Annotated in this window: 24 protein-coding genes and 1 riboswitch; of the genes, 11 read left to right on the top strand and 13 right to left on the bottom strand. The window is 72.1% G+C overall.

The annotated features are described in order from the left end of the window. The first annotated feature begins 25 nt into the window (after positions 1-25). Positions 26-415, top strand: a complete 390-nt coding sequence (locus AB0L06_RS09730) for a nuclear transport factor 2 family protein (RefSeq protein ID WP_500230535.1) — start codon at positions 26-28, stop codon at positions 413-415. Between the two features lie 16 nt (positions 416-431). Here AB0L06_RS09730 and AB0L06_RS09725 read toward each other — a convergent pair whose 3' ends face one another. The 5 genes from AB0L06_RS09725 to AB0L06_RS09705 form a co-directional block, all read right to left on the bottom strand. Further along, the gene (locus tag AB0L06_RS09725) at positions 432-1,655 is read right to left on the bottom strand and encodes a hypothetical protein (RefSeq protein WP_500230534.1); all 1,224 of its coding nucleotides are present in this window, start codon (positions 1,653-1,655) and stop codon (positions 432-434) included. Between the two features lie 87 nt (positions 1,656-1,742). Beyond that, a complete protein-coding gene (locus AB0L06_RS09720) occupies positions 1,743-2,135 on the bottom strand; it encodes a response regulator transcription factor (protein WP_500230533.1) in 393 nt (130 codons plus the stop codon). A gap of 69 nt (positions 2,136-2,204) precedes the next feature. Continuing rightward, on the bottom strand, positions 2,205-3,812 hold the full coding sequence (locus AB0L06_RS09715; RefSeq protein WP_500230532.1) for an AMP-binding protein: 1,608 nt from the start codon (positions 3,810-3,812) through the stop codon (positions 2,205-2,207). After that, complete coding sequence (locus tag AB0L06_RS09710) at positions 3,812-5,494, bottom strand: AMP-binding protein (RefSeq protein ID WP_500230531.1); 1,683 nt, start codon at positions 5,492-5,494, stop codon at positions 3,812-3,814. The genes AB0L06_RS09715 and AB0L06_RS09710 overlap by 1 nt, the downstream gene beginning before the upstream one ends. Before the next feature lie 137 nt (positions 5,495-5,631). Then, positions 5,632-6,513: a LysR family transcriptional regulator gene (locus AB0L06_RS09705; RefSeq protein WP_500230530.1), complete on the bottom strand. Its 882-nt coding sequence runs from the start codon at positions 6,511-6,513 to the stop codon at positions 5,632-5,634. Positions 6,514-6,600: 87 nt separating this feature from the next. On the opposite strand from AB0L06_RS09705, the gene AB0L06_RS09700 reads away from it, so the two are divergent. Further along, entirely contained in the window at positions 6,601-7,752 is a 1,152-nt protein-coding gene (locus tag AB0L06_RS09700) for an MFS transporter (RefSeq protein WP_500230529.1), read from the top strand. Positions 7,753-7,823: 71 nt separating this feature from the next. Here the strand turns inward: AB0L06_RS09700 and AB0L06_RS09695 are convergent, their stop codons facing one another. Genes AB0L06_RS09695 through AB0L06_RS09685 form a run of 3 tightly spaced genes read right to left on the bottom strand, consistent with a single transcriptional unit; the run spans position 7,824 to position 10,188 of the window. Next, a complete protein-coding gene (locus AB0L06_RS09695) occupies positions 7,824-9,038 on the bottom strand; it encodes an RNA polymerase sigma factor (RefSeq protein WP_500230528.1) in 1,215 nt (404 codons plus the stop codon). Continuing rightward, on the bottom strand, positions 9,035-9,397 hold the full coding sequence (locus tag AB0L06_RS09690; RefSeq protein ID WP_500230527.1) for a YciI family protein: 363 nt from the start codon (positions 9,395-9,397) through the stop codon (positions 9,035-9,037). The genes AB0L06_RS09695 and AB0L06_RS09690 overlap by 4 nt, the downstream gene beginning before the upstream one ends. Positions 9,398-9,444: 47 nt before the next feature. Continuing rightward, on the bottom strand, positions 9,445-10,188 hold the full coding sequence (locus AB0L06_RS09685; RefSeq protein ID WP_500230526.1) for an SDR family oxidoreductase: 744 nt from the start codon (positions 10,186-10,188) through the stop codon (positions 9,445-9,447). Between the two features lie 152 nt (positions 10,189-10,340). Between AB0L06_RS09685 and AB0L06_RS09680 the strand changes: the two genes are divergently transcribed. Genes AB0L06_RS09680 through AB0L06_RS09670 form a run of 3 tightly spaced genes read left to right on the top strand, consistent with a single transcriptional unit; the run spans position 10,341 to position 11,912 of the window. Beyond that, positions 10,341-10,829, top strand: coding sequence for a DUF3995 domain-containing protein (locus AB0L06_RS09680; protein WP_500230525.1), 489 nt, complete (start codon positions 10,341-10,343; stop codon positions 10,827-10,829). A gap of 25 nt (positions 10,830-10,854) precedes the next feature. Further along, positions 10,855-11,400: an RNA polymerase sigma factor gene (locus AB0L06_RS09675; protein ID WP_500230524.1), complete on the top strand. Its 546-nt coding sequence runs from the start codon at positions 10,855-10,857 to the stop codon at positions 11,398-11,400. A gap of 50 nt (positions 11,401-11,450) precedes the next feature. Beyond that, the gene (locus tag AB0L06_RS09670; RefSeq protein ID WP_500230523.1) at positions 11,451-11,912 is read left to right on the top strand and encodes a hypothetical protein; all 462 of its coding nucleotides are present in this window, start codon (positions 11,451-11,453) and stop codon (positions 11,910-11,912) included. Between the two features lie 76 nt (positions 11,913-11,988). Here the strand turns inward: AB0L06_RS09670 and AB0L06_RS09665 are convergent, their stop codons facing one another. The 3 genes from AB0L06_RS09665 to AB0L06_RS09655 all read right to left on the bottom strand — a co-directional run bounded on the left by AB0L06_RS09665 (position 11,989) and on the right by AB0L06_RS09655 (position 14,291). Next, complete coding sequence (locus AB0L06_RS09665; protein ID WP_500230522.1) at positions 11,989-12,753, bottom strand: group II truncated hemoglobin; 765 nt, start codon at positions 12,751-12,753, stop codon at positions 11,989-11,991. A 151-nt stretch (positions 12,754-12,904) separates the two neighbouring features. After that, positions 12,905-13,453 (bottom strand): copper resistance CopC family protein, encoded by a 549-nt coding sequence (locus tag AB0L06_RS09660; protein WP_500230521.1) that lies wholly within the window; start codon positions 13,451-13,453, stop codon positions 12,905-12,907. A gap of 127 nt (positions 13,454-13,580) precedes the next feature. Then, positions 13,581-14,291: a hypothetical protein gene (locus AB0L06_RS09655; RefSeq protein WP_500230520.1), complete on the bottom strand. Its 711-nt coding sequence runs from the start codon at positions 14,289-14,291 to the stop codon at positions 13,581-13,583. A 160-nt stretch (positions 14,292-14,451) separates the two neighbouring features. After that, positions 14,452-14,660, top strand: a riboswitch (cobalamin riboswitch). A gap of 160 nt (positions 14,661-14,820) precedes the next feature. On the opposite strand from AB0L06_RS09655, the gene AB0L06_RS09650 reads away from it, so the two are divergent. Then, positions 14,821-17,115, top strand: coding sequence for a ribonucleoside-diphosphate reductase subunit alpha (locus AB0L06_RS09650; RefSeq protein WP_500230519.1), 2,295 nt, complete (start codon positions 14,821-14,823; stop codon positions 17,113-17,115). Positions 17,116-17,118: 3 nt separating this feature from the next. Further along, positions 17,119-18,129, top strand: a complete 1,011-nt coding sequence (locus tag AB0L06_RS09645) for a ribonucleotide-diphosphate reductase subunit beta (RefSeq protein WP_500230518.1) — start codon at positions 17,119-17,121, stop codon at positions 18,127-18,129. Positions 18,130-18,131: 2 nt separating this feature from the next. On the opposite strand, the gene AB0L06_RS09640 is transcribed toward AB0L06_RS09645, so the two are convergent. Continuing rightward, positions 18,132-18,455, bottom strand: coding sequence for an RDD family protein (locus tag AB0L06_RS09640; protein WP_500230517.1), 324 nt, complete (start codon positions 18,453-18,455; stop codon positions 18,132-18,134). Positions 18,456-18,719: 264 nt separating this feature from the next. On the opposite strand from AB0L06_RS09640, the gene manA reads away from it, so the two are divergent. From manA to AB0L06_RS09620, 4 genes are read left to right on the top strand one after another with little or no spacing between them, the layout of a single operon-like run. Then, positions 18,720-19,892: a mannose-6-phosphate isomerase, class I gene (gene manA / locus AB0L06_RS09635; protein ID WP_500230516.1), complete on the top strand. Its 1,173-nt coding sequence runs from the start codon at positions 18,720-18,722 to the stop codon at positions 19,890-19,892. 39 nt (positions 19,893-19,931) lie between these two features. Then, positions 19,932-20,375: an acyl-CoA thioesterase gene (locus AB0L06_RS09630; protein WP_500230515.1), complete on the top strand. Its 444-nt coding sequence runs from the start codon at positions 19,932-19,934 to the stop codon at positions 20,373-20,375. Then, a complete protein-coding gene (locus AB0L06_RS09625) occupies positions 20,372-21,499 on the top strand; it encodes a zinc-binding dehydrogenase (RefSeq protein ID WP_500230514.1) in 1,128 nt (375 codons plus the stop codon). Before AB0L06_RS09630 ends, AB0L06_RS09625 begins: the two co-directional genes overlap by 4 nt. A gap of 43 nt (positions 21,500-21,542) precedes the next feature. Further along, positions 21,543-21,719 carry a hypothetical protein gene (locus AB0L06_RS09620; protein WP_500230513.1) on the top strand — a complete coding sequence of 59 codons (177 nt, stop codon included), beginning with the start codon at positions 21,543-21,545 and terminating at the stop codon, positions 21,717-21,719. A gap of 22 nt (positions 21,720-21,741) precedes the next feature. On the opposite strand, the gene AB0L06_RS09615 is transcribed toward AB0L06_RS09620, so the two are convergent. Beyond that, entirely contained in the window at positions 21,742-23,190 is a 1,449-nt protein-coding gene (locus tag AB0L06_RS09615) for an amino acid permease (protein WP_500230512.1), read from the bottom strand. Between the last annotated feature and the right edge of the window lie 205 nt (positions 23,191-23,395).

Below are 23,395 nucleotides of genomic sequence, written 5' to 3'. Positions count from 1 at the left end.
CAAGAACCGACCTGAAGGAATCACCATGACTTTCCCGGCCATGCCCCACGCCGTTCTGCAGTTCTTCCGCGCCTCCCAGGACGGCGACGTCGACGCCTGGGCGGACGCGTTCGCCGAGGACGGCGTCTTCCACGACCCGATCGGCACCCCGCCGATCGTCGGACGCGCCGCGATCCGCGACTTCATCGCGTCCGTCCTGCCCAACTTCGAGCCCTTCCTCGGGCTGACCCCCGTCGAGGCCCACACCGTCGGCACCCACGTCGCCGTCTCCTGGCGCGGCGCCGCCGTCGCCCTGGACGGCAGGCCGGTCAACTGGTCCGGCATCAACATCTACGAACTGGACGAAACCGGCCTCATCCGCGACGCCAAGGCGTACTTCAACAGCGCCATCTTCCAGGCCCAACTCACCAGCTGAACCCGCCGGACGGGCGCTACGGCACGGTGTAGACGCCGTGGAGGGAGCCGCACTCGGGGGTGTGGACGCGCATCGCGGCCGGGACGGTCACTTCGTCCTCCATCAGGTTGCCCATCCCGATGCGGCCGAAGTCGTACGAGGTGACCAGGCGCGTGCCGCGTCCGGTGGGACGGTGTTCCCACACGACGCAGATCAGCCGCGCCTTGCCGTTGCCGCCCAGCGGGACGCGTACCCGGTCGAACGGATGCCCGAGCTCCAAGCGCCCGCCCGCCCGGTCGATCGGGAACGCCTCGGCTTGGGTCGTTTGACGGTACGGGCCCTCGGCGTACCGCGAGCCGGGCACGGCGACCTTCACCCGCCGGACGTCCCCGGCCCGCGGGCCGTCGAAGGCAAGGGCCTCCCGGAAAGCGCCGCGTCCCGCGATGACGACGAGACCCCGGTCGCTGCCGAACGCGGTCCGCACGGACACTCCGGGCAGGTCACGGCCGTCGGCGTCCTGCGCGGTGTAGGCGAGCGTGGGTGCGACGGCGAGCCGTTCGTAGTTGCGGACGGTCAGCGTCTGCCCGGCGAAGTCGGCGTCGGGGCCGTCCGCGCGGTACTCGAACACGAGCATCCCGGCGCGCTGGCGGACGACGCCCTGCTCGGTGGGGAGGTCGCCGAACATCATCGCGAGCAGCGCGAGCACCACGCCCGCGATGTTCAGCACGGACGTGGTGAACGCCCCCTTCGCCTGCGGCATGACGCGCAGCCCGCCGGGCGTGAACGCCGCCCGGCGCAGCTCCGCCTCCGCGGCGAACTCCGCCGCGGGCATTCCGAGGCGTTTGCCCTTCGGCGCGATGGGGGCGCCGTGCCGGCGGACGTTCCACGGGGTCTCGGTCAGGCCGCCGAGCCGACGCCGGTCCCGGAGCTGGTCGGGTTCCGCGACCCGGACGACGACGCGGTCGCCGACCGCCTCCACGCCCGTCACGTTCGACCACGGGACGGAGATCTGGTGCTTGTGCCAGATCAGGCCGTTCGCCGAGAGGGTGAAGCCGCGCCGCGCCCGCACCGCGGTGAGGACGGCCGAGACCACGATCACCGCGAGGCCGCCCACCCACGCCCACAGGAGGTGCAGGTGGAACTTCTGGTCCAGGACCAGCAGCGACGCGAGGACGGCCAGCTCCGCGAGCGGAAGAGCCCAGAGCAGAGGGTCCCGGTAGGAGACGTCGAGGTCGGGGGGCTGTGCCGCGGACTCGGCCATGGACGTCCTGCCTGTTCACGTGGAGGTGGCGTGATCCTAAGGCGTGTGGACGGCTGCCACAAGATCAAAAAACCTCGGCTGCTCCCGTCAGGGGAGGAGTCCTTGGCGGCGGGCTCGGGAGACCGCTTCGGTCCGGGTGTGGCTGTCCAGTTTGCGCATGGCGGAGCGGAGGTAGCTCTTCACGGTCTCGGGGAGGAGGCCGAGGCGTCCGGCGGCCTCGGCGTTGGTGCAGCCCAGGGCGACCTGGGCCAGGACGTCCAGTTCGCGGGGCGAGAGCTTCGGGCGGTGGGGCTGGTGGGGCGGGGCGGTTCCGGCGGCGGCGAGGCGGCGGGACGCGGCGCGGAGGCGGTCGCGGACCTCGTGGTCAGCGACCCGCTCGGCGAGTTCCAGCAGCTCGGCGTGGACGGCCCGGACCTCCTCCCAGCCCTGATGGGAGGGCAGGACGGCGGTGCGGTTCGGGCCGGCGTCCTGCTCGTTCATGCACGTCAGCATGCCCCGAACGGCGGCGAACGCCAACCGGGGGTCCGGGGCGTCCGCCACCAAAGCCGGTCAGGGGAGGCCGAGGATGTCCACCGCCTCCGCGCGCATCTGGACCTTGCGGACCTTGCCCGTGACGGTCATCGGGAAGTCGTCCACGACGTGGACGTACCGGGGGATCTTGTAGTGGGCGAGGCGGCCGGTGCAGTACTCGCGCAGGGTCCCGGGGGTGAGTGCGGACGCGCCGGGGCGCAGCCGCACCCAGGCCATCAGCTCCTCGCCGTACTTCTCGTCCGGGACGCCGATGACCTGCGCCTCGACGATGTCGGGGTGGGTGAACAGGAACTCCTCCACCTCGCGCGGGTAGATGTTCTCGCCGCCCCGGATGACCATGTCCTTGATCCGGCCGGTGATGGTGACGTAGCCGTGCTCGTCCATCGCGGCGAGGTCGCCGGTGTGCATCCAGCGGGCCGCGTCGATCGCCTGGGCGGTCTGCTCGGGCTGGTCCCAGTAGCCGAGCATGACCGAGTAGCCGCGGGTGCACAGCTCGCCGTGGACGCCGCGCGGCACCGGAGCGCCGGTCTCCGGGTCGACGACCTTGACCTCCAGGTGCGGGTGGACGGTCCCGACCGTCCCGACACGGCGTTCGAGGGAGTCGCTCACGCGGGTCTGCGTGGACACCGGCGAGGTCTCGGTCATGCCGTAGCAGATCGTCACCTCGGTCATCCCCATCCGGTCGATGACCTGCTTCATCACCTCGACCGGGCAGGGCGATCCCGCCATGATCCCGGTGCGCAGCGTGGACAGGTCGGACGCGGCGAAGGACGGGTCGTTCAGCTCGGCGATGAACATCGTCGGCACGCCGTACAGGGACGTGCAGCGCTCGGCGGAGACGGCCGCGAGGGTCTTGGCGGGGTCGAAACCGGGCGACGGGATGACGACGCACGCGCCGTGCGAGGTCGCCGCGAGGTTGCACATCACCATGCCGAAGCAGTGGTAGAAGGGCACCGGCACGCAGATCCGGTCCTCCTCGTCGTAGCCGCAGATCTCGCCGACGAAGAAGCCGTTGTTCAGGATGTTGTGGTGCGAGAGCGTCGCGCCCTTGGGGAAGCCGGTCGTCCCGCTCGTGTACTGGATGTTGATCGGGTCGTCCGCGGAGAGGGCGACCTCAGGGAGCTCGCCGTCGCGTCCGGCCTCGAGCAGGCCGGTCCAGGAGTCGCGGCCGATGAGCAGGACGTCCCGCAGGTCAGGGCAGTTCGGACGGGCCTGCTCGATCATCGCCGCGTAGTCGGACGACTTGAACGACGGTGCCGCGACCAGCGTGCGGATCCCGGCCTGCTTCAGCACGAACTCCAGCTCGTGTGTCCGGTAGGCGGGGTTGATGTTGACCAGGATCGCGCCGAGCTTCGCCGTCGCGTACTGGACGAACACCCATTCGGCGACGTTCGGCGCCCAGATCCCGACCCGGTCGCCGGTGCGGACGCCGAGCGAGGCCAGGCCGCGCGCGACGACGTCGACCTCGTCGTTGAGCTGCGCGTACGTCCAGCGGCGGGCGGTCTCGCACTCGACGAGCGCCTCCCGGTCGGGGAAGGACGCGACGGTCCGCTCGAGGTTCGCGCCGATCGTGTCGCCGAGCAGCGGCAGCGTGGACGTGCCGGACGCGTAGGAGAGGGCGGTCATCACTTGCCGTCCTCGCGGAACTCGCCCGCCGGACGGGCCTCGGGCTCCGCGTGCTTGCCGACCTCGGCCGTCCGCAGCTCCACGCGGCGGATCTTGCCGGAGATCGTCTTCGGCAGCTCGGTGGTGAACTCCAGCAGCCGCACCCGCTTGTACGGGGACAGCCGCGCCGCGCAGTGCTCGAAGATCGACTTCGCGGTCGCGTCCGTCGGCTCGAAGCCGGCGGCGAGCGTCACGTACGCCTTCGGGACGGCCAGGCGCACCGGGTCCGGGGACGGCACGACCGCCGCCTCGGCGACCGCGTCGTGCTCGATCAGCACGCTCTCCAGCTCGAACGGGGAGATCTTGTAGTCGGACGCCTTGAACACGTCGTCGGCGCGTCCGACGTAGGTGATGTAGCCGTCCTCGTCGCGGGAGCCGATGTCGCCGGTGTGGTAGACGCCGTCGCGCATCGCCTCGGCGGTGCGCTCCTCGTCGCCGTGGTAGCCCGTGGTCAGGCCGAGCGGACGTTCGGCCAGGTCGAGGCAGATCTCGCCCTCGTCGCCGCGCTCGCCGGTGACCGGGTCGACCAGGACGACCTCGTAGCCGGGGACGGGACGTCCCATCGAGCCGGGCTTCACGGCCTGTCCGGGCGAGTTCGCGATCTGGACGGTGGTCTCGGTCTGCCCGAAGCCGTCCCGGATCGTGATGCCCCAGGCGTCCCGGACCCGGTCGATGACCTCGGGGTTCAGCGGCTCGCCCGCGGCGACGACCTCGCGCGGCGGGTTTCGCAGCGCGCCGAGGTCGGACTGGATCAGCATCCGCCACACGGTCGGCGGCGCGCAGAACGACGTGACGCCGCACCGGTCGATCGCGTCCAGCAGCCGGCCCGCGTCGAAGCGCGTGTAGTTGAAGATGAAGACGGTCGCCTCGGCGTTCCACGGCGCGAAGACGTTGCTCCACGCGTGCTTGGCCCAGCCGGGCGAGGAGATGTTCAGGTGGACGTCGCCGGGCTGCAGGCCGATCCAGTACATCGTGGACAGGTGGCCGACCGGGTAGGACGCGTGCGTGTGCTCGACGAGCTTCGGCTTCGCGGTCGTCCCGGACGTGAAGTACAGCAGCAGCGTGTCGTCGGCGCAGGTCGCCCCGTACGGGGTGAAGTGCGGGTCGGCGTCGTAGGCGTCGGCGTAGTGCAGCCAGCCGTCGACGGGCTCGCCGACCGCGATCCGCGTGTAGTCCCCGGGGACGCCCTCGAACTTGGCCGCGCTCGCGGACGACGCGACCACGTGCTTGGCCCGCCCGCGCTCGATGCGGTCGTGCAGGTCGTCCGCGCCGAGGAGCGGCGTGCACGGGATCATGATCGCGCCGAGCTTCATCGTCGCGAGGACGGTCTCCCACAGCTCGACCTGGTTGCCGAGCATGACGACGACCCGGTCGCCGCGCCGCACGCCGTTCGCGCGCAGCCAGTTCGCGACGCGCGCGGACCGCTCGGCCATCTCCGCGAAGGAGTACTTGGCCTCCGAGCCGTCCTCCTCGACGATCCACAGCGCGGTGCGGTCGTTCTCGTCGGCGATGTGGTCGAACCAGTCCAGCGCCCAGTTGAACCCGGTCAGCACCGGCCAGCGGAACCTCTCCCGCGCCGCCTTGTAGTCCTCGCGATGGGCCAGCAAGAAATCACGCGCCGCCCGGAACTCGACCGCCTGCATCGAAGGATCCCCTCCTCGTCTCACCAGGATCGTTTCCAGTCTCTGTGACGCGCGCCACCCCCGAACGGGGGTAGTCGTGAGCCGGACGGATTCTCAGCCGCCGAGAAAGGCCGAGGTGAGGGCGGGAGCGCGGGTGGTCAGAGGCGGGTGGCGATGAGGTCGGCGAAGGCGCGGAGGGCGGGGGTGGGGTCGCCGCGGCGCCAGACCAGGCCGAGGACGGAGTCGGGGAGGCCGTCGACCGGGACGTAGGTGATGTCCGAGCGGGCGAACGAGCGGCCGGTCGGGACGCAGAACATCAGGCCGCCGCGTCCGGCGGCGATGGTGATCAGGGCCTCCTGGAAGCTTGACACCGACGGCCCGCGCGGGATGGGACGGCCGTCCGGCGTGGACGTCGGGGACGACAGCTCGCGCCAGTAGGCGGGGGCGGGGCCGGCGACGTCCAGGAGGGGGACGTCCGCGAGGTCCTCGGCGTGCAGGCGGCCGCGGCGGGCGGCCGGATGGCGGGTGGAGAGCGCGACGGCCTGCTGCTCCTTGGCGAAGGACGGCCCGACGACCAGGTCCGGCTCGGTGACCGGGAGCAGGGTGACGACCGCCTCGACCTCGCCGCGGCGGAGCGCGCCGAACGGGTCGGTGAACGGGACCTCGGCGAAGGTGACCGCGAGGTCGGGGTTGCGGGCCTCCAGGATCCCCGCGGCCTCGACGACGCCCTCGCGGGCCGTCCCGGTGAGGAAGCCGACGCGGAGTTCGCCGGTGATGCCGCGGGCGGCGGCGCGGGCGTTGTCCAGGGCGGCGTGCAGGGCCGCGTAGGCGGGACGCAGCTCGGCGATCAGCCCCTCCCCGAGCGGCGTCGGGCGGACGCTGCGGCTCGTCCGGTCGAACAGGCGCCCGCCGACCCGCCGTTCCAGCGACCGGACGAGCTGGCTGACGCGGCCCTGCGAGAGGCCGAGCCGGTCGCCCGTCCGGCCGAAGTGCAGTTCCTCGCCGAGCACGAGCAGGCACTCCAGTTCGCGAAGCTCCATCCGACCCCTTCCGATGATGAGTCGAACTAATCCAAGGATGCGGTGATCGTCGTTGTTCCGGGTCCGGCCGGGCCGGAGCCTGGAACCATGATCGCTAAAGCTCCGCTGGTGGTGGCGACGGGCACGTTCACGATCGTCACCACCGAGATGCTCCCCGTCGGCCTGCTCTCCCCGATGGCCGATGACCTGCGCGTTCCCGAGGGGACGGCCGGGCTCGCGGTGACGCTGCCCGGCATGGTCGCCGCCGTCGCCGCGCTCGCCGTCGCCCTCGGCGCCGGACGGCTCGACCGGCGCGTCCTGCTGTGTTCGCTGGCCGGGTTGGTCGCGGCGGCGAACGCGGTCACGGCCGTCGCGCCGTCGCTGGGCGTGCTGCTCGCCGCGCGGGTCCTGGTCGGGGTCGCGATCGGCGGGTTCTGGGCGGTCGCGGCGGGGATCGCGCCCCGGCTCGTCCCGGAGCGGCAGGTCGGGACGGCCACGGCGCTGATCTTCGGCGGGGTCGCGGTCGCGTCGGTCGTGGGCGTCCCGGCGGGCGCGTTCGTCACGCAGGTCGCGGGATGGCGGGCCGCGTTCGGGGTCATGGCGGTGCTGCCCGTCGTCGTCCTCGTCCTGATGGCGGTGTCGCTGCCGCCGCTACCCGCGACGACACCGTTCCGGCTGTCGGCCCTGCCGGGTGTGCTCCGGCTGCCGACGGTCCGGCTGGGGCTGACGCTGACGGTCCTGATCGTCGTCGGGCACTTCGCCGCTTACACCTATGTCCGGCCTGTGCTGGAGGAACTGGGCGGGATCCGGTCGGCGCTGATCGGGCCGATGCTGCTCGCGTACGGGCTGGCCGGGATCGCGGGCAACTTCCTCGCCGGGCGGACGGCCGTCCGGAACCCGCGTCTGACCCTGCTCGCCCAGGCGGTCGCGATCACGCTGGTCGCGGCCGTCCTGGCGGCGACGTCGCTTCCGGCGGTGCTGCCGCTGCTGGTCTGGGGCGTCGCGTACGGCGGGGTCTCGGTCTCGCTGCAGACGCTGCTGTTCTCCGAGCGGAACGCGCCGCCGGAGGCCGCGGCGTCGCTGATGTCGTCCTTCTTCAACGGCTCGATCGCGCTCGGCGCGCTGGTCGGAGGCCAGGTCACCGACGGTCCGGGCCTCACCCCGCTGCTCTGGACGGCCGCCGTCCTGACCGCGTCGGCCGCCCTCCTCGCCCTCGCCTCGACAAGGGGCGCCCGACAAGGCGAGGCCGCGACCCGCTGAGGCCGCTTCGGGGTGAGGCCGCTGCGGGTGAGGGGTGCTCGGCGGTGAGGGGCGCGCTCCGCGGTGGGGCGCTACGCGGTGAGGCGGTCGGCGCGGCGGGTGAGGTGGCGGCGTTCGGGGTCGCTGGACGTGCGGCGCGCGGCGGCGCGGTAGGTCTCGGCGGCCTCGGACGTCCGGCCCTGGAGTTCGAGCAGGTGGGCGCGGGCGGCGAGTAGCCGGTGGTGGTCCTTCAGGCGCTTGTCCCGCTCGAGGGCGGAAAGGAGGGGCAGCGCCTCGTCCGGGCCCAGGATCTTCGCGACCGCGACGGCCCGGTTCAGGGACACCATCGGGTTGTCCGGATCGGCGAGTTCGAGCAGGTCGTAGAGGGCGAGGATCTGCGGCCAGTCGGTCGCGTCCGGGGACGCGGCCTCGTCGTGGACGGCGGCGATCGCGGCTTGGAGCTGGTACGGCCCGACCTCGCCGCGCGGGAGGGTGCGGCTGACGAGGTCGACGCCCTCGGCGATGAGGGCCTGGTCCCAGAGCGTGCGGTCCTGTTCGTCCAGCGGGACGAGTTCACCGGACGGGCTCGTGCGCGCGCGACGGCGGGCGTCCGTGAGCAGCATCAGCGCGAGCAGACCGGCCGTCTCCGCGTCGTCCGGGACGAGCCCGTGCAGCATCCGGGCCAGCCGGATCGCCTCGGCCGACAGCCCGGGCGCGGTGAGCTCCGGCCCGCCGGACGACGTGTACCCCTCACTGAAGATCAGGTACAGGACGTGCCGGACCTCGGCCAGCCGCGCCGCGCGCTCGGTGTCCGGCGGCATCCCGGACGCCTTCAGCGACTGCTTCGCCCGGCTGATCCGCTGCGCCATCGTCGCCTCGGGCACCAGGAACGCGGCGGCGATCTGCGCCGTCGTCAGGCCGCCGACCGCGCGCAGCGTCAGCGCGACGCGGCTCGGCTGCGACAGCGACGGGTGGCAGCACATGAACAGCAGGAGCAGCGAGTCGTCGCGGTCCAGGTCGGGGGCCGGCCCGGCCGCCTCCGGTTCGGCGGCGGCCCGCGCGCCCTCGCGGCGGCGGCGCGCCTCGTCGCTGCGGATCTCGTCCACCAGGCGGCGGGACGCGACGGTCAGCAGCCATCCGCCGGGATTGTCCGGGACGCCCTTCTCCGGCCACTTCAGCGCGGCCGAGAGCAGCGCCTCCTGGACGGCGTCCTCACACGCGTCGAACATGCCGTGCCTGCGCACGAGCGCGCCGAGGACCCGCGGCGCGCACTCGCGCAGCAGGTCCTCGACGTCCTGTTCGCTCACCGGTTCCCGGGGGCCTCGTGGGTGACGGGCCAGAGCTCGATCTGATCCCGGTCCGCCATGGGCATCTCGGCGATGATCTCCTGGGCCCGCTCGGCGCTCTCGACGTCCAGGAGGTAGAGGCTGCCGATGTACTCCTTGGTCTCCAGGTACGGGCCGTCCGTCACGACGGGCACGCCGTTCTCCCGCCGGACGAGCCGGGCGCTCGTCTCGTCCCCGAGCCCGTACGCCCCGATCAGCTCGCCGGTCGCCTGGTACTTGGAGTTGAACGCGTCCTGCCTGGCGATCACTTCGGCGAGCGCCTCGGGTGGGATCGAGTTCCACTTCTCCTGGTTGCCGTAGATCAGCGCGAGGTACTTCACGATGGGCGCCCCTTCCGGTTCAGGACCCCATTCTCCCCGGTCGCGGATCAGACGGAGAAGCCGCCGTCCACGCTGATGGAGGTGCCCGTGACGTACGCGCCGCCCGGACCGGCCAGGTGCGTGACCACCGCGGCGACCTCGTCCGGCCGGGCGTAGCGGTTCAGCGCCGTGAGGCCCGCGAAGGTCGGGGCCATCTCGCCGTCGGCCGGGTTCAGCTCGGTGTCGGTCGGGCCGGGGTGGACGACGTTGACGGTGATCCCGCGCGGGCCGAGGTCGCGCGCGAGGCCCTTCGCCATGCCGATCAGGGCCGACTTGCTCATCGCGTAGAGCGAGAAGCCGGGGAACGGCGTGTGCTCGACGATGTTGCTGCCGATGCTGACGATCCGGCCGCCCTCCGCCATGTGCCGGGCGGCGGCCTGCGCGGCCACGAACGGCGCCCGGATGTTCAGCGCGATCGTCTGCTCCAGCTCGTCCGCGCCGAGCTGGTCGACGGGCGCGACGATGAACGCGGCGGCGTTGTTGACCAGGATGTCGAACCGCCCGAACGTCCCGGCGGTCTCGTCGACGGCCGCGACGACGGCCGCCGCGTCCGCGCCGTCGGCCTTGATCGCCAGGGCCCTGCGGCCGGCCTGCTTGATCTTCTCGACGACCTTCTCGGCCGCCTCGTCGTTGCTCTTGTAGGTGAACGCCACGTCGGCCCCGGCCTCCGCGAGGCGCACGGCGACCGCCGCGCCGATGCCCCGGCTGCCACCCGTGACCAGTGCGACCTTGTTCTCGATCTCGTTGCTCATGGGTTTGAGTCTGCGGCGCGCCAGGGGCGTGCGCTGGCCGAAAAACGACGCCTCATTGACGGTTCAACCACACCGTGATCCAGGTCACCGGAACGTTCTCCCGGGCCCCTTCCTCTTCCACGTGACACCACCTTCTCGGAGAGGCGCGAATCATGAGCGGTGACCCTCGGCGGCGGGCGACGGGACGCGCCGTCGCCACGCTGCTGGCCGTGGACGGCCTGTTCCACCTGTACTGGACGACCGGCCTGACCTGGCCCGCGGCCGACGACCGGACGCTGTCGCTGGCCGTCCTGGGCAGTGAGGTGCCCTTCACCCCGCGCGTCCTGCTGCCCCTGGTCGTCCTGCTGTTCGGCGCGGCGGCGGGTGTGCTGACGTTCGCGCGCGGACCGTCCCGCCGACGGGTGCGTCAGGCGAGCGCGCTGGTGACGTTCGGCGTCACGACCGGGCTCCTCGTGCGCGGGCTGGTCGGCGTCGTGTGGATCTTCGGCGCCCCGGACGGCTCCGGACCGGTCTTCCACCGGCTCAACCTGCTGCTCTACACGCCGGTCTGCCTGGCCTTCGGGACGGCGGCGGCCGTGTGGCTCGTCGGAGTGCACCACCACCTCGGACGGCTTCGCGGGGTGGCGGATGGGCCCAGGTGACCGGCCTGATGGAAGTGTTCCTGCGATGACCCCGCCCGCACCTTCACCGCCGCCGCCCGCACCCGGCGTGGATCCGCACGACCCGGGGGTCTCGCTGGCCAGGGCGGCGCTCGCGGGCGACACCCTCGCCATGCAGGACCTGCTCGCCCACCTCGCCCCCTACGTCGCGCGCATCTGCGGCCCGATCGCGCTCGACAGCGGACCGGACGCGGCGCAGGAGGCGCTGGTCGCGGTGTTCAGGTCGCTGCGCACGCTGCGCGACCCGGCGGCCCTCTACGGCTGGACGCGCGCCATCGCCGTCCGGGAGGCCGTCCGGACGGCCCGCCGGGACGCCCGCGCGCGGCCCGCCGAACTCGCCGACCTGCCCGCCCCGGACGATCCGGAACTGTCCGCCGACGTGCGCGACGTCCTCACCCGGCTGTCGCCCGAACACCGCGCCGTGCTCGTGCTGCGCGACCTGGAGGGCCTGGACGAGCGGTCCGCCTCCCGCCTGCTGGACATCCCCGCGGGCACCGTCAAGTCCCGGCTGCACCGAGCCCGGGAGAGCTTCCGGAAGGCGTGGTCCGCATGAGTCGGGATGGCCGCATGAGCCGGGACGACCGAAGGGATGGGGATGACCGCATGAACGACGGCGAGGGTTGGCCGACGGCCGAGCTGGACGACGTCCGGCGGCTGCGTGTGATGGCGGCGTCCATCCCGGGCGCGCGCGTGAGCGAACGCGTCCTGCCGCGCCCGCTGGACGAGGTGTGGGACGTGATGGGCGACCTCGAGGACGGTTTCGGCCGGTTCCAGCCGGACATGCGGGACGTCCGCGTCCTGCGGGCCGAGCACGGCCGCGTCGTCGCGCTCGCCCGCAGCCGGTTCGGGATGCGCGCCCGCCTCGAGGGGACGCTCCGACCCGGCTGGTGCTGGCTCCAGAGCCGCTTCCTGATCATCGGGATGGCCGCCGCGCCCGAACCCGGCGGCGGCACCCGCGTGGCCGTCACGGGCGGCGTCCGCGTCCCTCGGCGGGCGGCGATCGTTCCGGTCGGCGTCCGCCGCGAACTCGACCTCGCGCTGACCCGCCTGGAGGGCATGGTGTAGCTGGTCAGAGGCCATGCGGACGCGTCGTGCGGACACGTCCGCACGGGACTGTCGTGCGGACCGGTCCGCACGGGGCTCAGGACGGGATGTAGGGCGGGGCGACGCCCCAGCCCCAGTGCGGCATCGGCGCTTCGAGGGGCGGCGAGGCGTCCATCTGGGAGTTGGAGTGCGCGATCCGCGTGCCCCACTCGATGTAGCTGACGAACGCGGCCCGGAACTCGGGGTCGTCCGGGAGGCCGACCTCGTCGGCGGCGTCCATGAGCAGGCCGACCCAGCGGCGGCGCTGCGCCTCGGTGATCACCTTGCCGAGGTGCTGCCGGACCATGTGGTGGTAGCCGCCGCGCTCGCCGCTGTAGCGCTCGGGACCGCCGAACACCTCGGCGAGCCACATCGCCACGTACTTGGGGTGGTCCTTGTCCATGTGTGCGAACAGCGGGCCGATCAGGTCGTCCTTGAGGACGTGCCCGTAGAAGACCTTGGTGAGCCGCTGGAACGCCTCCTCGCCGCCCGCCCAGTCGTACATGGTCGGGACGCTGCCGCCGACGCCGTGCACGGCCGTCCGCTCGTAGTGCCGCATCTCCTCGATCTGCTGCACGTACGGCTTGATCTCGGCGAAGAACGCGGCGAAGTGCTCCCCGGAGCGGAACTCCTTGAGGTGCGCGTCGGCGGACGTCCAGGTGATGCGCAGGACGTAGCACTCGGGTTCGTCCACACAGCGGCTCAGTTCGTAGTCGGCGCACTGCGGGGCCGCGGCGAGCGACAGGGCCGCCCGCGCGTAGGCGGCCTCGAACCCGTCGGCGTCCGCGCCGTTGATCCGGTAGCGGATGTACTCGATGATCATGCCCTTCAAGCTAACAGGGCGACCGCGGTCATGTAATCAAGTAATCATCCGTGGCGGTCGCATTCGGCCACCTTTTCCCGCGCACACTCGGCCTCCCGGACCGAAGCCCCGGGAGGCCGTGAACGGGCCTCCCGGGGCAATCCACACCAGGTCAGCTCGTGCGCGCGCGACGCATCCAGGCGACACCGCCGCCGATCGCCGCGAGGACGACGACGCCGAGCCCGATCCACAGCCAACCCGCGTTGCCGCCACCCGACGAAGGCTTCGCCGAGGTCGTCGCGGACGGCTGCACGGGATTCGCGGACGCGGACGCCGGGGCCGACGGCGATGCCGTGGACGAGCCGGTCACGGTGAACTTGAACTCGCCCGTGACCGGATGGCCGTCCTCGGACACGGCCCGCCAGCCGACCGTGTAGACGCCGTCGGGCAGCGGCCCCTTGACGTCCTCGGTGACGACGTTCTCGGCGGCGCGCGCGTTGCCCGCCTCGTGCCGTCCGCCGGACGCGTCCGTGAGGATGATCTTCGGGTGGCCGACCGGCTCCGAGTACGTGAGGGTGATCTTCGCCGGGGACGCGATCGTGGCGCCCGCCGCCGGATCCGACTTCTTCAGCGCCGTGTGCGCCGACGCCGGGACGGCCGTGAGTCCGAGGACGGCGGCGGCCGCGGCGCCCGCCGCGAGGGCGCGAACCTTGGAAGACATGAAGCGACTCCGTTCAAGCAGGGGGATCCGGACGGTTGAGACCACGTCCGGTGGCGATCGGAAACCGCGCGCGGGGACCCCGGCGCACGGCGACGACCGGCCCGTCCGACCAGGCGGATCAGGCGGATCAGGCGGTCGTGAAACTGCGTGAACGGAGAAGCGGCGGCCCGCGCCGCACGACCTGATGCCGCAACGTGCGCCGCAGCGCGGCGGCGGGCGCGGCGGACGGAACGACCGGCACCCGCACCGGAGGCGCGACGACCTCGGACGCGGCGGCAAAAAGCGCCAGCAGCACCCGGACGGGACGGTCCGCGAACGAGGCGATCCGGCGGGCCAGCGTCCACGCGGCGCGTTCACCGCGCCACAGCCACCACCCCGACACCAGACCCGCCACGACGTGCGCGAACGTCATCGCCATGCCCGGCCCGTGCGGCGGGACGACCACCGCCATGTGGTGGCCGTCGTGCATCGACGAGACCCCGCCCACCGGGTGCGCGACGGGCACGCAGGACCCGCACGCGCTCGTGTAGAGCGCGTGCAGGGCGAACTGCCCGCCGACGAGCCCGCCCGCGATCGTCGGCAGCGACCGCTCGTGCCCGGTCAGCGCGTAGGTGACCGTGAGCACCCCGGCGAACCCGGCCAGCGCCGCCCATATCGGGACGGCGGTGGAGGCCGCCAGGGCATGGCCGAGCGTCGCCAGCACGACGCACACGGTGGAGAACACCAGGGCGCGCGCGAGGCGCAGGTCCGTCCGGCCAGGTAGGGCCGCGAGCGGACGGGACAGGGCCGCGGACGGCTCGGACGAGGCCGCGGACCGGCGGGACGGGACGGCGGTCATGACGCCCCCATGGTGCCATCCCCGCGCCGCGCCGCCCAGCCGACCCCCCGGAAGGCGTCCCCGGACACGCCCAACATGTTGGGGTTGCAAAGTGAGCCGCCTCAAGATGTAGGGTCAAGCCCCGTGCTGGTTCGCCCGCACCGCCGCTCCGCGCCGCCACGCGTCGAGCGGTGGTGCGGGCGTCGCAAGAGGGAACCCGGTGGAAATCCGGGACTGCCCCGCAGCGGTGAGCGGGAACGACCGCCGTCATGAGCACTGGATCCGCCTCGCGCGGACCGGGAAGCGACGGCCAGTAGGTCAGGCGACGCGACGCGAGAAGTGTCGGCCGTGCCCGCGAGTCCGAAGACCTGCCCGCACGACGGATCGTCCGAGAGCCTCGCGGGAGGCCGAGGACGAGCGCGCGAGCCTGCCCGGAACACGGGGCGCCGCCCGCGGACCCGGCCGGGCGCCGGGGCCCGGCGGCCGGGAGCAGGTGACGCGCGCTCGCCCCGGCCGTCCCCGCGAGGGTGATGCGAGGGGAAGAGGGCACATGACGCAGCAGCTGGACGCGCCGGTGGAGACCGCACGGGGAGTGCTCGAGGCCGAGGTCGGACGGGCCTGCGAGGGACTCGCCGACGCCGAACCCGGACGGGTCCTGGCCGCGGTCCGCGGCGCCGACGCGACCGCGGACGCCGCCGGCCTGCGGGAACAGGCGATCGGCGAGGCCGCCGCGCTGGTCGCGGTCGAGCCCGCGTACTCCAGGGTCGCCGCGCGGCTGCTGAACGCGCACATCGCCGACGAGGCCGCGTCCCAGGGCGTCCGCACGTTCGCCGAGTCGGCCGCCGCCGCGCACCGCGAGGGCCTGATGGCCGACGTGCCCGCCGCGTTCGCCGCCGCCAACGCCGAGGCGTTGAACGCGCTGGTCGACGAGTCCGCCGACGACCGGTTCGAGTACTTCGGCCTGCGCACCGTCTACGACCGCTACCTGTGGCGGCACCCGCGGACCCGGCGCGTCCTGGAACGTCCGCAGTTCTTCCTGATGCGGGTCGCGGTCGGGCTGTCGGAGACGGTCGAGGACGTCCGGGAGCTGTACGGGCTGCTGTCGACGCTGTCGTACCTGCCGTCCTCGCCGACCCTGTTCAACAGCGCCGCCCGCCGGTCGCAGCTGTCGTCCTGCTTCCTGCTGGACGCGCCGCGCGACGAGCTGGAGTCGATCTACGAGCGGTACGCGCAGGTCGCGCGGCTCAGCAAGTACGCGGGCGGCATCGGGATCTCGTGGACGCGGGTCCGGTCGCGCGGCTCGCTCATCCAGGGCACCAACGGCCTGTCGAACGGGATCGTCCCGTGGCTGCGGACGCTCGACTCGTCCGTCGCGGCCGTCAACCAGGGCGGACGCCGCAAGGGCGCGGCCTGCGTGTACCTGGAGCCGTGGCACGCCGACGTCGAGGAGTTCCTCGAGCTGCGCGACAACACCGGCGAGGACGCCCGCCGCACCCACAACCTGAACCTCGCCAACTGGATCCCGGACGAGTTCATGCGCCGCGTCGAGCGCGACGAGGACTGGTCGCTGTTCGACCCCAAGGTCACCCCCGAGCTGACCGACCTCTACGGCGACGACTTCGACCGCGCCTACCGCGCCGCCGAATCCGAGGGCAAGGCCGTCCGGACGATCTCCGCGCGCCGCCTCTACGGCCGCATGATGCGCACCCTCGCCGAGACCGGCAACGGCTGGATGACCTTCAAGGACATCTCCAACAAGGCCTGCAACCAGACGGCGGAGAAGGGCAACGTCGTCCACCTGTCGAACCTGTGCACCGAGATCCTCGAGGTGACCAGCGACGGCGAGACCGCGGTCTGCAACCTCGGCTCGATCAACCTCGGCGCGCACGTCCTGCCCGGCGGCGGGATCGACTGGGAGCGCCTGCGCGCGACCGTCCGCACCGCCGTCCGCTTCCTGGACCGGACGATCGACCGCGGCTTCTACCCGACCGGGGAGGCCGAGAAGGCCAACAAGAAGTGGCGTCCGATGGGCCTCGGCGTCATGGGCCTCGCGGACGTGTTCTTCAAGCTCCGCCTCCCCTTCGACTCGGACGAGGCGAAGACGCTGTCGACCCGGATCGCCGAGGAGATCTCGCTCGCCGCATACGACGCGTCCGCCGACCTCGCCGAGGCGCACGGCCCGCACCCGGCCTACGACCAGACCCGGACCGCGCGCGGCCAGCTCCACCTGGACCACTTCCCGGACGCCGCGATCACCCGTCCGGACGCCTGGGAAGCCCTGCGCGCCCGCGTCGCCCGCACCGGCCTGCGCAACTCGCTGCTCGTCGCGATCGCCCCGACCGCCACGATCGCGTCCATCGCGGGCTGCTACGAGTGCATCGAGCCGCAGGTGTCCAACCTGTTCAAGCGCGAGACCCTGTCCGGCGAGTTCCTGCAGATCAACCAGTACCTCGTCCGCGACCTGAAGGCCGAGGGCCTCTGGCTGCCCGAGGTCCGCGAGGCGATCAAGCGCGCGAACGGCTCCGTCCAGGGCCTCGCCGACCTGCCGGACGACGTCCGCGTCCTCTACCGGACGGCCTGGGAGCTCCCGCAGAAGGCGCTCATCGACCTCGCCGCCGCCCGCACCCCGTTCGTCGACCAGTCGCAGTCGCTGAACCTGTTCATGGAGACCCCGACCATCGGGAAGCTCTCCTCGATGTACGCCTACGCCTGGCGCAGCGGCGTCAAGACCACCTACTACCTGCGCAGCCGTCCCGCGACGCGCATCGCGCAGACGACCGTCTCGGCGACCGAGGCCGTCATCTGCTCCCTCGAGAACCCCGAGACCTGCGAAGCCTGCCAGTAAGACGTGGAGATCACCGAGATGCTGCTCGACCCCGGCATGGACCTCACCCTGCGGCCCATGCGCTACCCCGACTTCTACGAGCGCTACCGCGCCGCCATCCGCAACACCTGGACGGTCGAGGAGGTGGACCTCGCGTCCGACCTCGCCGACCTGGCCCGCCTGACGCCCGAGGAGCTGCACCTGGTCAACCGCCTGGTCGCGTTCTTCGCGACGGGCGACTCGATCGTCGCCAACAACCTCGTGCTCAACCTCTACAAGCACGTGAACGCGCCGGAGGCACGCCTCTACCTGTCCCGGCAGCTGTTCGAGGAGGCCGTCCACGTCCAGTTCTACCTGACCCTCCTGGACACCTACCTGCCCGACCACGACGAGCGCGTCAAGGCGTTCGCCGCGATCGAGCACATCCCGTCCATCCGGGCCAAGGCCGAGTTCTGCTTCCGCTGGATCGACTCGATCGGCAAGCTGGACGAGCTCACCACCCGCGACGAGCGCCGCGCCTTCCTGCTGAACCTCATCTGCTTCGCGGCCTGCATCGAGGGCCTGTTCTTCTACGGCGCGTTCGCCTACGTCTACTGGCTGCGCTCCCGCGGCCTCCTGAACGGCCTCGCGTCCGGGACGAACTGGGTCTTCCGCGACGAGTCCATGCACATGGAGTTCGCCTTCTCGGTCGTCGACACCGTCCGCGCCGAGGAGCCGGACCTGTTCGACGCCGACCTCACCGCCTCGGTCACCCGCATGATCGAGGAGGCCGTGGAGGCCGAGCTCGCCTTCGCCCGCGACCTCTGCGGCGACGGCATGCCCGGCATGAGCGCCGACGACATGCGCCGCTACCTGGAGTACGTCGCCGACCAGCGCCTCACCCGCCTGGGCCTCCCCGCCCGCTACGGCACCGCCAACCCGTTCGCCTTCATGGAGCTCCAGGACGTCCAGGAGCTGTCGAACTTCTTCGAACGCCGGGTCTCCGCCTACCAGATCGGCGTGGAGGGCTCCGTCGCCTTCGACGAGTCCTTCTGACCTCACCCGGGCGGGCGCCCGAGCGCCCGCCCGGCCCGCACCACCACGGTCCCCGCGTCCACCACCCGCGTCCCCGCGAGGCGCTGCCCCAGCGTGCAGCCGGACAGGGCCAGCGCGGTCACCCGCAGCAGCAGGACGACGGCCACGGACCCCGCCATCATGGTGATCATCAACGCGGTGGCCAGCGTCTCGTCCTTGTCCAGCCCCGGCGAGACCACCAGCCCCAAGACGGCGACCGTCGCCCACACGACCACCATGTCCAGCACCCGCCCCACCACGCGCCGGGCCGTCCCCGCCACGACCAGCACGGGCCGCACATCGTCCACCGGCACATCGCCGCCCCCAGGAGCGACAAAGATCGGCCTCGCCGTCATGCCAGGCATGCAACCACGCCCCCAGCCCGCCAAAAAGGCCCGGTTCCCGACCCGCCCCTCCAGATGCATCCCGCGGCCCTCGGCGAGCAATTTCCTCGCGACCAGGTGGCCGCCGCGCCCTCGGCAGGCCCCCATAGATCATCTTCGGTGCCTCGGAGGACACGCGAGCGCGGCCCGAGTGTGCGGAGAAGGGCGCGGTGCGGTATCCCATACGGGATGGAAACTGCCGTGACGACGTCCGCCGCGCTCGTGCGGCTCGACTGCACCGTCCGCTGCTACGCCTGGGGCTCGCGGACGGTGCTGGCCGAGCTGCTCGGACGCGTGCCCGGGGACGAGCCGCAGGCCGAGCTGTGGGTCGGGGCGCATCCGGACGCGCCGGCGCGGCTGCGGGGGGACGGGCGGACGCTGCCCGAGTACATCGCGGGGGACGTCCGCGCGGCACTGGGGCCGGACGCGGGGGAGCGGCTGCCGTTCCTGCTGAAGGTGCTGGCGGTGGAGCATCCGCTGTCCCTGCAGGTGCACCCGGACGAGCGGCAGGCGCGGGAGGGGTTCGCGCGGGAGAACGCCGCGGGGCTCCCCTTCGACGCCCCTGATCGGAACTACCGGGACGATTCGGCCAAGCCCGAGATGGTGTGCGCGCTGACGACGTTCGACGCGCTGTGCGGGCTCCGGGAGTCGCGGGAGGCCGCCGGGCTGGTCGGGGCGCTGGGCGTCGGCGAGCTGGACGAGGTCGTGGCGGCGCTCGCGGCCGGGGACGCCAAGCGGGCCGTGGAGATGCTGCTGACCTGGCCGTCCGCCCAGAAGGGCGCGCTGGTCGAGGACGTCCGGAAGGCGTGCGCCGGGCTCGACGGCGAGCCCTACCGGGTCGTGGAGCTGCTCGCTGAGCTGCATCCGGACGACACCGGGCCCGTGACGTCGCTGCTGATGAACCTGGTCCGGCTGGAGCCGGGGGAGGCGCTGAACGTGCCGCCGCGCACGCTGCACGCCTACCTGCGCGGGACGGCCGTGGAGATCCTCGCGAGCTCGGACAACGTCCTGCGCGGTGGCCTGACGCCCAAGCATGTGGACGTCGCCGAGGTGCTGGCCGTCGCCGATTTCGGGGCGTTCGACCCGGTTCCGCGGAAGGCCGTGCCCGCGCCGAACGGGGAGGGCGTGTTCCCGTCCCCGGCGGCGGCGTTCCGCCTGACGCGGTGCGTGCCGGGCGCGGAGAAGATCGTCCTGGACCGGCCGGGGCCGTCCGCGCTGCTGTGCCTGGACGGTCAGGTCACCGTGACCCGGGACGGCCGCGCCGAGGAGCTGCGGCGCGGCGAGGCGCTGTTCGTGCCCTTCCAGGGCGGGCCGGTCGCGCTGACCGGCGAGGGAGAGGTGTTCCGCGCCACACTCGCCTGACCTGGGAGGGGAATCGATCGCTTACTAGGCTCGGCGGGCATGAGCGGCGATAACCCGAACGGCGATAACCCCGAGGGCGACTACCCGTACTGGGAGACGGTCCCCACCCGGTGGAACGACAACGACGTGTACGGGCACGTCAACAACGTCGTCCACTACATGCTCATGGACACCGTGATCAACCAGTGGATGATCCGGACGGCCGGCTTCGACCCCCTGGGCGGCGAGGCGATCGCGATGTGCGTGGAGTCGCACTGCGTGTACAAGGCCGAGGTGGCGTTCCCCGACACGATCCGGATGGGGCTGCGGGTCGGGAAGCTCGGCCGGTCGAGCGTCCGCTGGGAGATCGGGATGTACCGGTCGGACGGGACGCTGGTCGCCGAGGGGCATTTCGTCCACGTGTTCGTCGGCCGGGAGAGCCGCCGTCCGCGGGAGATCGTCGACCCCATCCGGTCCGAGATGCAGAAGCTGGTGATCGCGTGAGCGTGACGACCAGGGCGGCCGTGCTGGTGGAGTCGGGACGGCCCGCGCCGTACGCGGACTCGCGTCCGCTGGAGGTGGCGGAGCTGCGGCTGGACCCGCCGGGCCCGGGGGAGCTGCTGGTCCGGGTGGGCGCGGCCGGGCTGTGCCATTCGGACCTTTCGGTGATCAACGGCTCGCGGCGGCGTCCGCTGCCGATGGCGCTCGGGCATGAGGCGGCCGGGGAGGTCGTCGAGGCGGGCGAGGGCAGCGGGTTCGCGGCGGGTGACCGTGTGGTGCTGGCGTTCGTCCCGGCGTGCGGGGAGTGCGAGCGGTGCGTGTCCGGACGGCCCGCGCTGTGCGGTCCGGGCGCGGCGGCGAACGGCGCGGGAACGCTGCTCGGCGGAGGACGCCGGTTCGCCTACGAGGACGGCGCACGCCCCCACCACCACCTGGGCGTTTCCGCGTTCTCGGAGTACACGGTCGTGTCGGCGAAGTCGGCTGTGAAGGTCGATGCCGATCTGCCGATGGAGATCGCGGCGCTGTTCGGCTGCGCGGTCCTGACCGGGGCCGGGGCCGCCCTGTACAGCGCGAACATCGTCCCGGGCGACACCGTCGCGGTGTTCGGGCTGGGCGGGGTCGGGCTCGCCGCGCTGCTCGCGGCCCGGGCCGCCGGGGCCGCGGAGATCATCGCCGTGGACGTCGTGGAGCACAAGCGCGACCTGGCGCTGCGGCTCGGCGCGTCCGGCGCGGTGGCGGGCGGGCCGGACGCGGTGGAGGCCGTCCGGGAGCTGACCGGCGGCGGGGCCGAGAAGGTGATCGACACGACCGGGGTCGCGCCCGTCCTTGCGCAGGCGTACGCGGCGACCCGCGCGGGCGGGACGACCGTGACCGTGGGGCTGCCCGACCCGTCCGCGCCGCTGACGCTGCCCGCGCTGAGCCTGGTCGCCGAGGAGCGCACGCTGCGCGGCAGCTACCTGGGCTCGTCCGTGCCGCGCCGGGACGTCCCGCGCTTCGTCGGCATGTACCGGGCGGGCGTCCTGCCGGTGGACGCGCTGCTCTCGCACCGGCTGACCCTGGACGAGGTGAACGCGGGCTTCGACCGCCTGAGCGCGGGGGACGCCGTCCGCCAGGTGATCACTTTCTGAATCGGGGAGTTTTCCCTGACCCTTCGCCAGGTAGGTCCGGATCATGACTCAGTACCGGGTGGTGTACGGACCGGCGGAGAAGCCGGTCACCGAGACGGTCGACGCCGACGAGATCATCGAGGAGGGCGGCGTGATCACGTTCCTCAAGGACGACGACGCCGTCCTGCGCGTCCAGAAGGAGCACATCCACAACCTGCCGGACCTCCCGATCGAGCACTGACGACCGGGAGGCCCGGGGGCGGTCACTTCGCTTCGGAGTCCGTGTTGAGGCGGGAGCGGCGCCGGCCGTAGCCGAAGTACACGACGCATCCCAGGACGAACCAGACCGCGAACCGCACCCACGTCTGCCACTGCAGGAAGGTGATCAGCCAGATCGAGAAGCCGATCCCGACCAGCGGGACGATCGGCATCAGCGGCGTCCGGAACTGCCGCGGCAGGTCGGGCCGCCTGTAGCGGAGCACGATCACCGCCGCGCAGACCACGATGAACGCCAGCAGGATGCCGATGTTGGTGAGCTCGGCGGCGTCCGCGATCGGGGTGAACCCGGCGATCAGCGCGGACCCCACGCCGAGGATCCAGGTGATCCGGGTCGGGACGTGCCGGGTCGGGTGGGTCTTGGAGAACCAGGCGGGGAGCAGGCCGTCCCGGCTCATCGCGAACCAGACCCGCGCCGCGCCCATCATGAAGGTGAACAGCACGGTCAGGATGCCGATGATCGCGCCGGCCGCGATGACGGCCCCGAGCCCGTTCATCCCGACGCTCTTGAACGCCGAGGAGAACGCGGCGGTCGGGTTGATCTCGGTGTAGGGGACCATCCCGGTCAGCACCAGGCAGGCCAGGACGTACAGCACCATCGAGACCGCCAGCGAGATCAGGATCGCCTTGGGCATGTGCTTCTGCGCGTCCTTGGACTCCTCCGCCGCGGTCGACATCGCGTCGTAGCCGAACACGGCGAAGAACACGGTCGCGGCGCCGGTGAACGCCCCGCCCCAGCCGTGCGGGAAGAACGGCGAGTAGTTGCCGGTGTGGATCTTGAAGACGCCGACCACGATGACCAGCAGCACGATGCCGATCTTCAGGTAGACCAGCGCGGACTCGAACCGCGCCGCGTTCTTCATGCCGAGGTTCAGCACGTAGGCGATGAGCAGGCAGAGCAGCGCCGCGAACAGGTTGATCTTGTAGCTGTGCGCGGCCACGCCGTCCGGTTCGGTGCCCGGCGCGCCCATCATCCAGTTCGGCAGATGGACGTGCATGAACCCGAGCAGGTCGTTGAAGTAGCCGGATATCCCGATCGCGACGACCGCGACGATCGCGGTGTACTCCAGCAGCAGGTCCCAGCCGATGGCCCAGCCGGTGAACTCGCCGAGCACCGCGTACCCGTAGGTGTAGGCGGATCCGGCGCGCGGGATCAGCCCGGCGAACTCGGCGTAGGAGAGCGCGGCGGCGGCGCTCGCGATGCCCGCCACCAGGAACGAGATCAGGACGGCCGGTCCGGCGTCCTTGTGCGCGACCGCCCCCGCGAGGGAGAAGATCCCGGCGCCGATGATGCCGCCGATGCCGATCGCGGTGAGCTGCCAGAGACCGAGCGTCCGGGTGAGCGCGGCGCCTTCGCCGCCTCCGTTTCCGTCGCCGCCGCCGTCGTCGATCTGGTCGATGGGTTTGCGACGGGTCAGGTCGCCGAACAATGCCAAGGCCGTGCCCTCCTTCGGTGCCCCCCGATGGAAAGGTCCCCAAGATCGTCACATACCGCTATCGAGAGCGAAAGATCCCCAAAAATTGACCGATTACACACATCACGCGCATCCCACACATCACAGGCACCACAGACATCACACGGGCACCGACGTCCCTCCCGCGTCACCGTCCGTCGACTCCCGGACGCCTCGCGCGTAACCG

The sequence above is a fragment of the Spirillospora sp. NPDC052269 genome, from assembly GCF_040679435.1.
In the GTDB taxonomy this organism is placed as follows: Bacteria; Actinomycetota; Actinomycetes; order Streptosporangiales; family Streptosporangiaceae; genus Spirillospora.
The sequence above is the reverse complement of the archived record's forward strand: the minus strand, read 5'-3'. Positions and strand labels throughout refer to the sequence as shown.

Excerpts from the sequence above, each read along its gene's own strand:
- AB0L06_RS09715 (WP_500230532.1), bottom strand. The coding sequence starts at position 3,812 with ATGACCGCCCTCTCCTACGCGTCCGGCACGTCCACGCTGCCGCTGCTC.
- AB0L06_RS09730 (WP_500230535.1), top strand. The coding sequence starts at position 26 with ATGACTTTCCCGGCCATGCCCCACGCCGTTCTGCAGTTCTTCCGCGCC.
- AB0L06_RS09675 (WP_500230524.1), top strand. The coding sequence starts at position 10,855 with ATGACCCCGCCCGCACCTTCACCGCCGCCGCCCGCACCCGGCGTGGAT.
- AB0L06_RS09700 (WP_500230529.1), top strand. The coding sequence starts at position 6,601 with ATGATCGCTAAAGCTCCGCTGGTGGTGGCGACGGGCACGTTCACGATC.
- AB0L06_RS09670 (WP_500230523.1), top strand. The coding sequence starts at position 11,451 with ATGAACGACGGCGAGGGTTGGCCGACGGCCGAGCTGGACGACGTCCGG.
- AB0L06_RS09725 (WP_500230534.1), bottom strand. The coding sequence starts at position 1,655 with ATGGCCGAGTCCGCGGCACAGCCCCCCGACCTCGACGTCTCCTACCGG.
- AB0L06_RS09655 (WP_500230520.1), bottom strand. The coding sequence starts at position 14,291 with ATGACCGCCGTCCCGTCCCGCCGGTCCGCGGCCTCGTCCGAGCCGTCC.
- manA (WP_500230516.1), top strand. The coding sequence starts at position 18,720 with ATGGAAACTGCCGTGACGACGTCCGCCGCGCTCGTGCGGCTCGACTGC.
- AB0L06_RS09630 (WP_500230515.1), top strand. The coding sequence starts at position 19,932 with ATGAGCGGCGATAACCCGAACGGCGATAACCCCGAGGGCGACTACCCG.
- AB0L06_RS09620 (WP_500230513.1), top strand. The coding sequence starts at position 21,543 with ATGACTCAGTACCGGGTGGTGTACGGACCGGCGGAGAAGCCGGTCACC.
- AB0L06_RS09680 (WP_500230525.1), top strand. The coding sequence starts at position 10,341 with ATGAGCGGTGACCCTCGGCGGCGGGCGACGGGACGCGCCGTCGCCACG.
- AB0L06_RS09685 (WP_500230526.1), bottom strand. The coding sequence starts at position 10,188 with ATGAGCAACGAGATCGAGAACAAGGTCGCACTGGTCACGGGTGGCAGC.
- AB0L06_RS09665 (WP_500230522.1), bottom strand. The coding sequence starts at position 12,753 with ATGATCATCGAGTACATCCGCTACCGGATCAACGGCGCGGACGCCGAC.
- AB0L06_RS09650 (WP_500230519.1), top strand. The coding sequence starts at position 14,821 with ATGACGCAGCAGCTGGACGCGCCGGTGGAGACCGCACGGGGAGTGCTC.
- AB0L06_RS09720 (WP_500230533.1), bottom strand. The coding sequence starts at position 2,135 with ATGAACGAGCAGGACGCCGGCCCGAACCGCACCGCCGTCCTGCCCTCC.
- AB0L06_RS09710 (WP_500230531.1), bottom strand. The coding sequence starts at position 5,494 with ATGCAGGCGGTCGAGTTCCGGGCGGCGCGTGATTTCTTGCTGGCCCAT.
- AB0L06_RS09705 (WP_500230530.1), bottom strand. The coding sequence starts at position 6,513 with ATGGAGCTTCGCGAACTGGAGTGCCTGCTCGTGCTCGGCGAGGAACTG.
- AB0L06_RS09660 (WP_500230521.1), bottom strand. The coding sequence starts at position 13,453 with ATGTCTTCCAAGGTTCGCGCCCTCGCGGCGGGCGCCGCGGCCGCCGCC.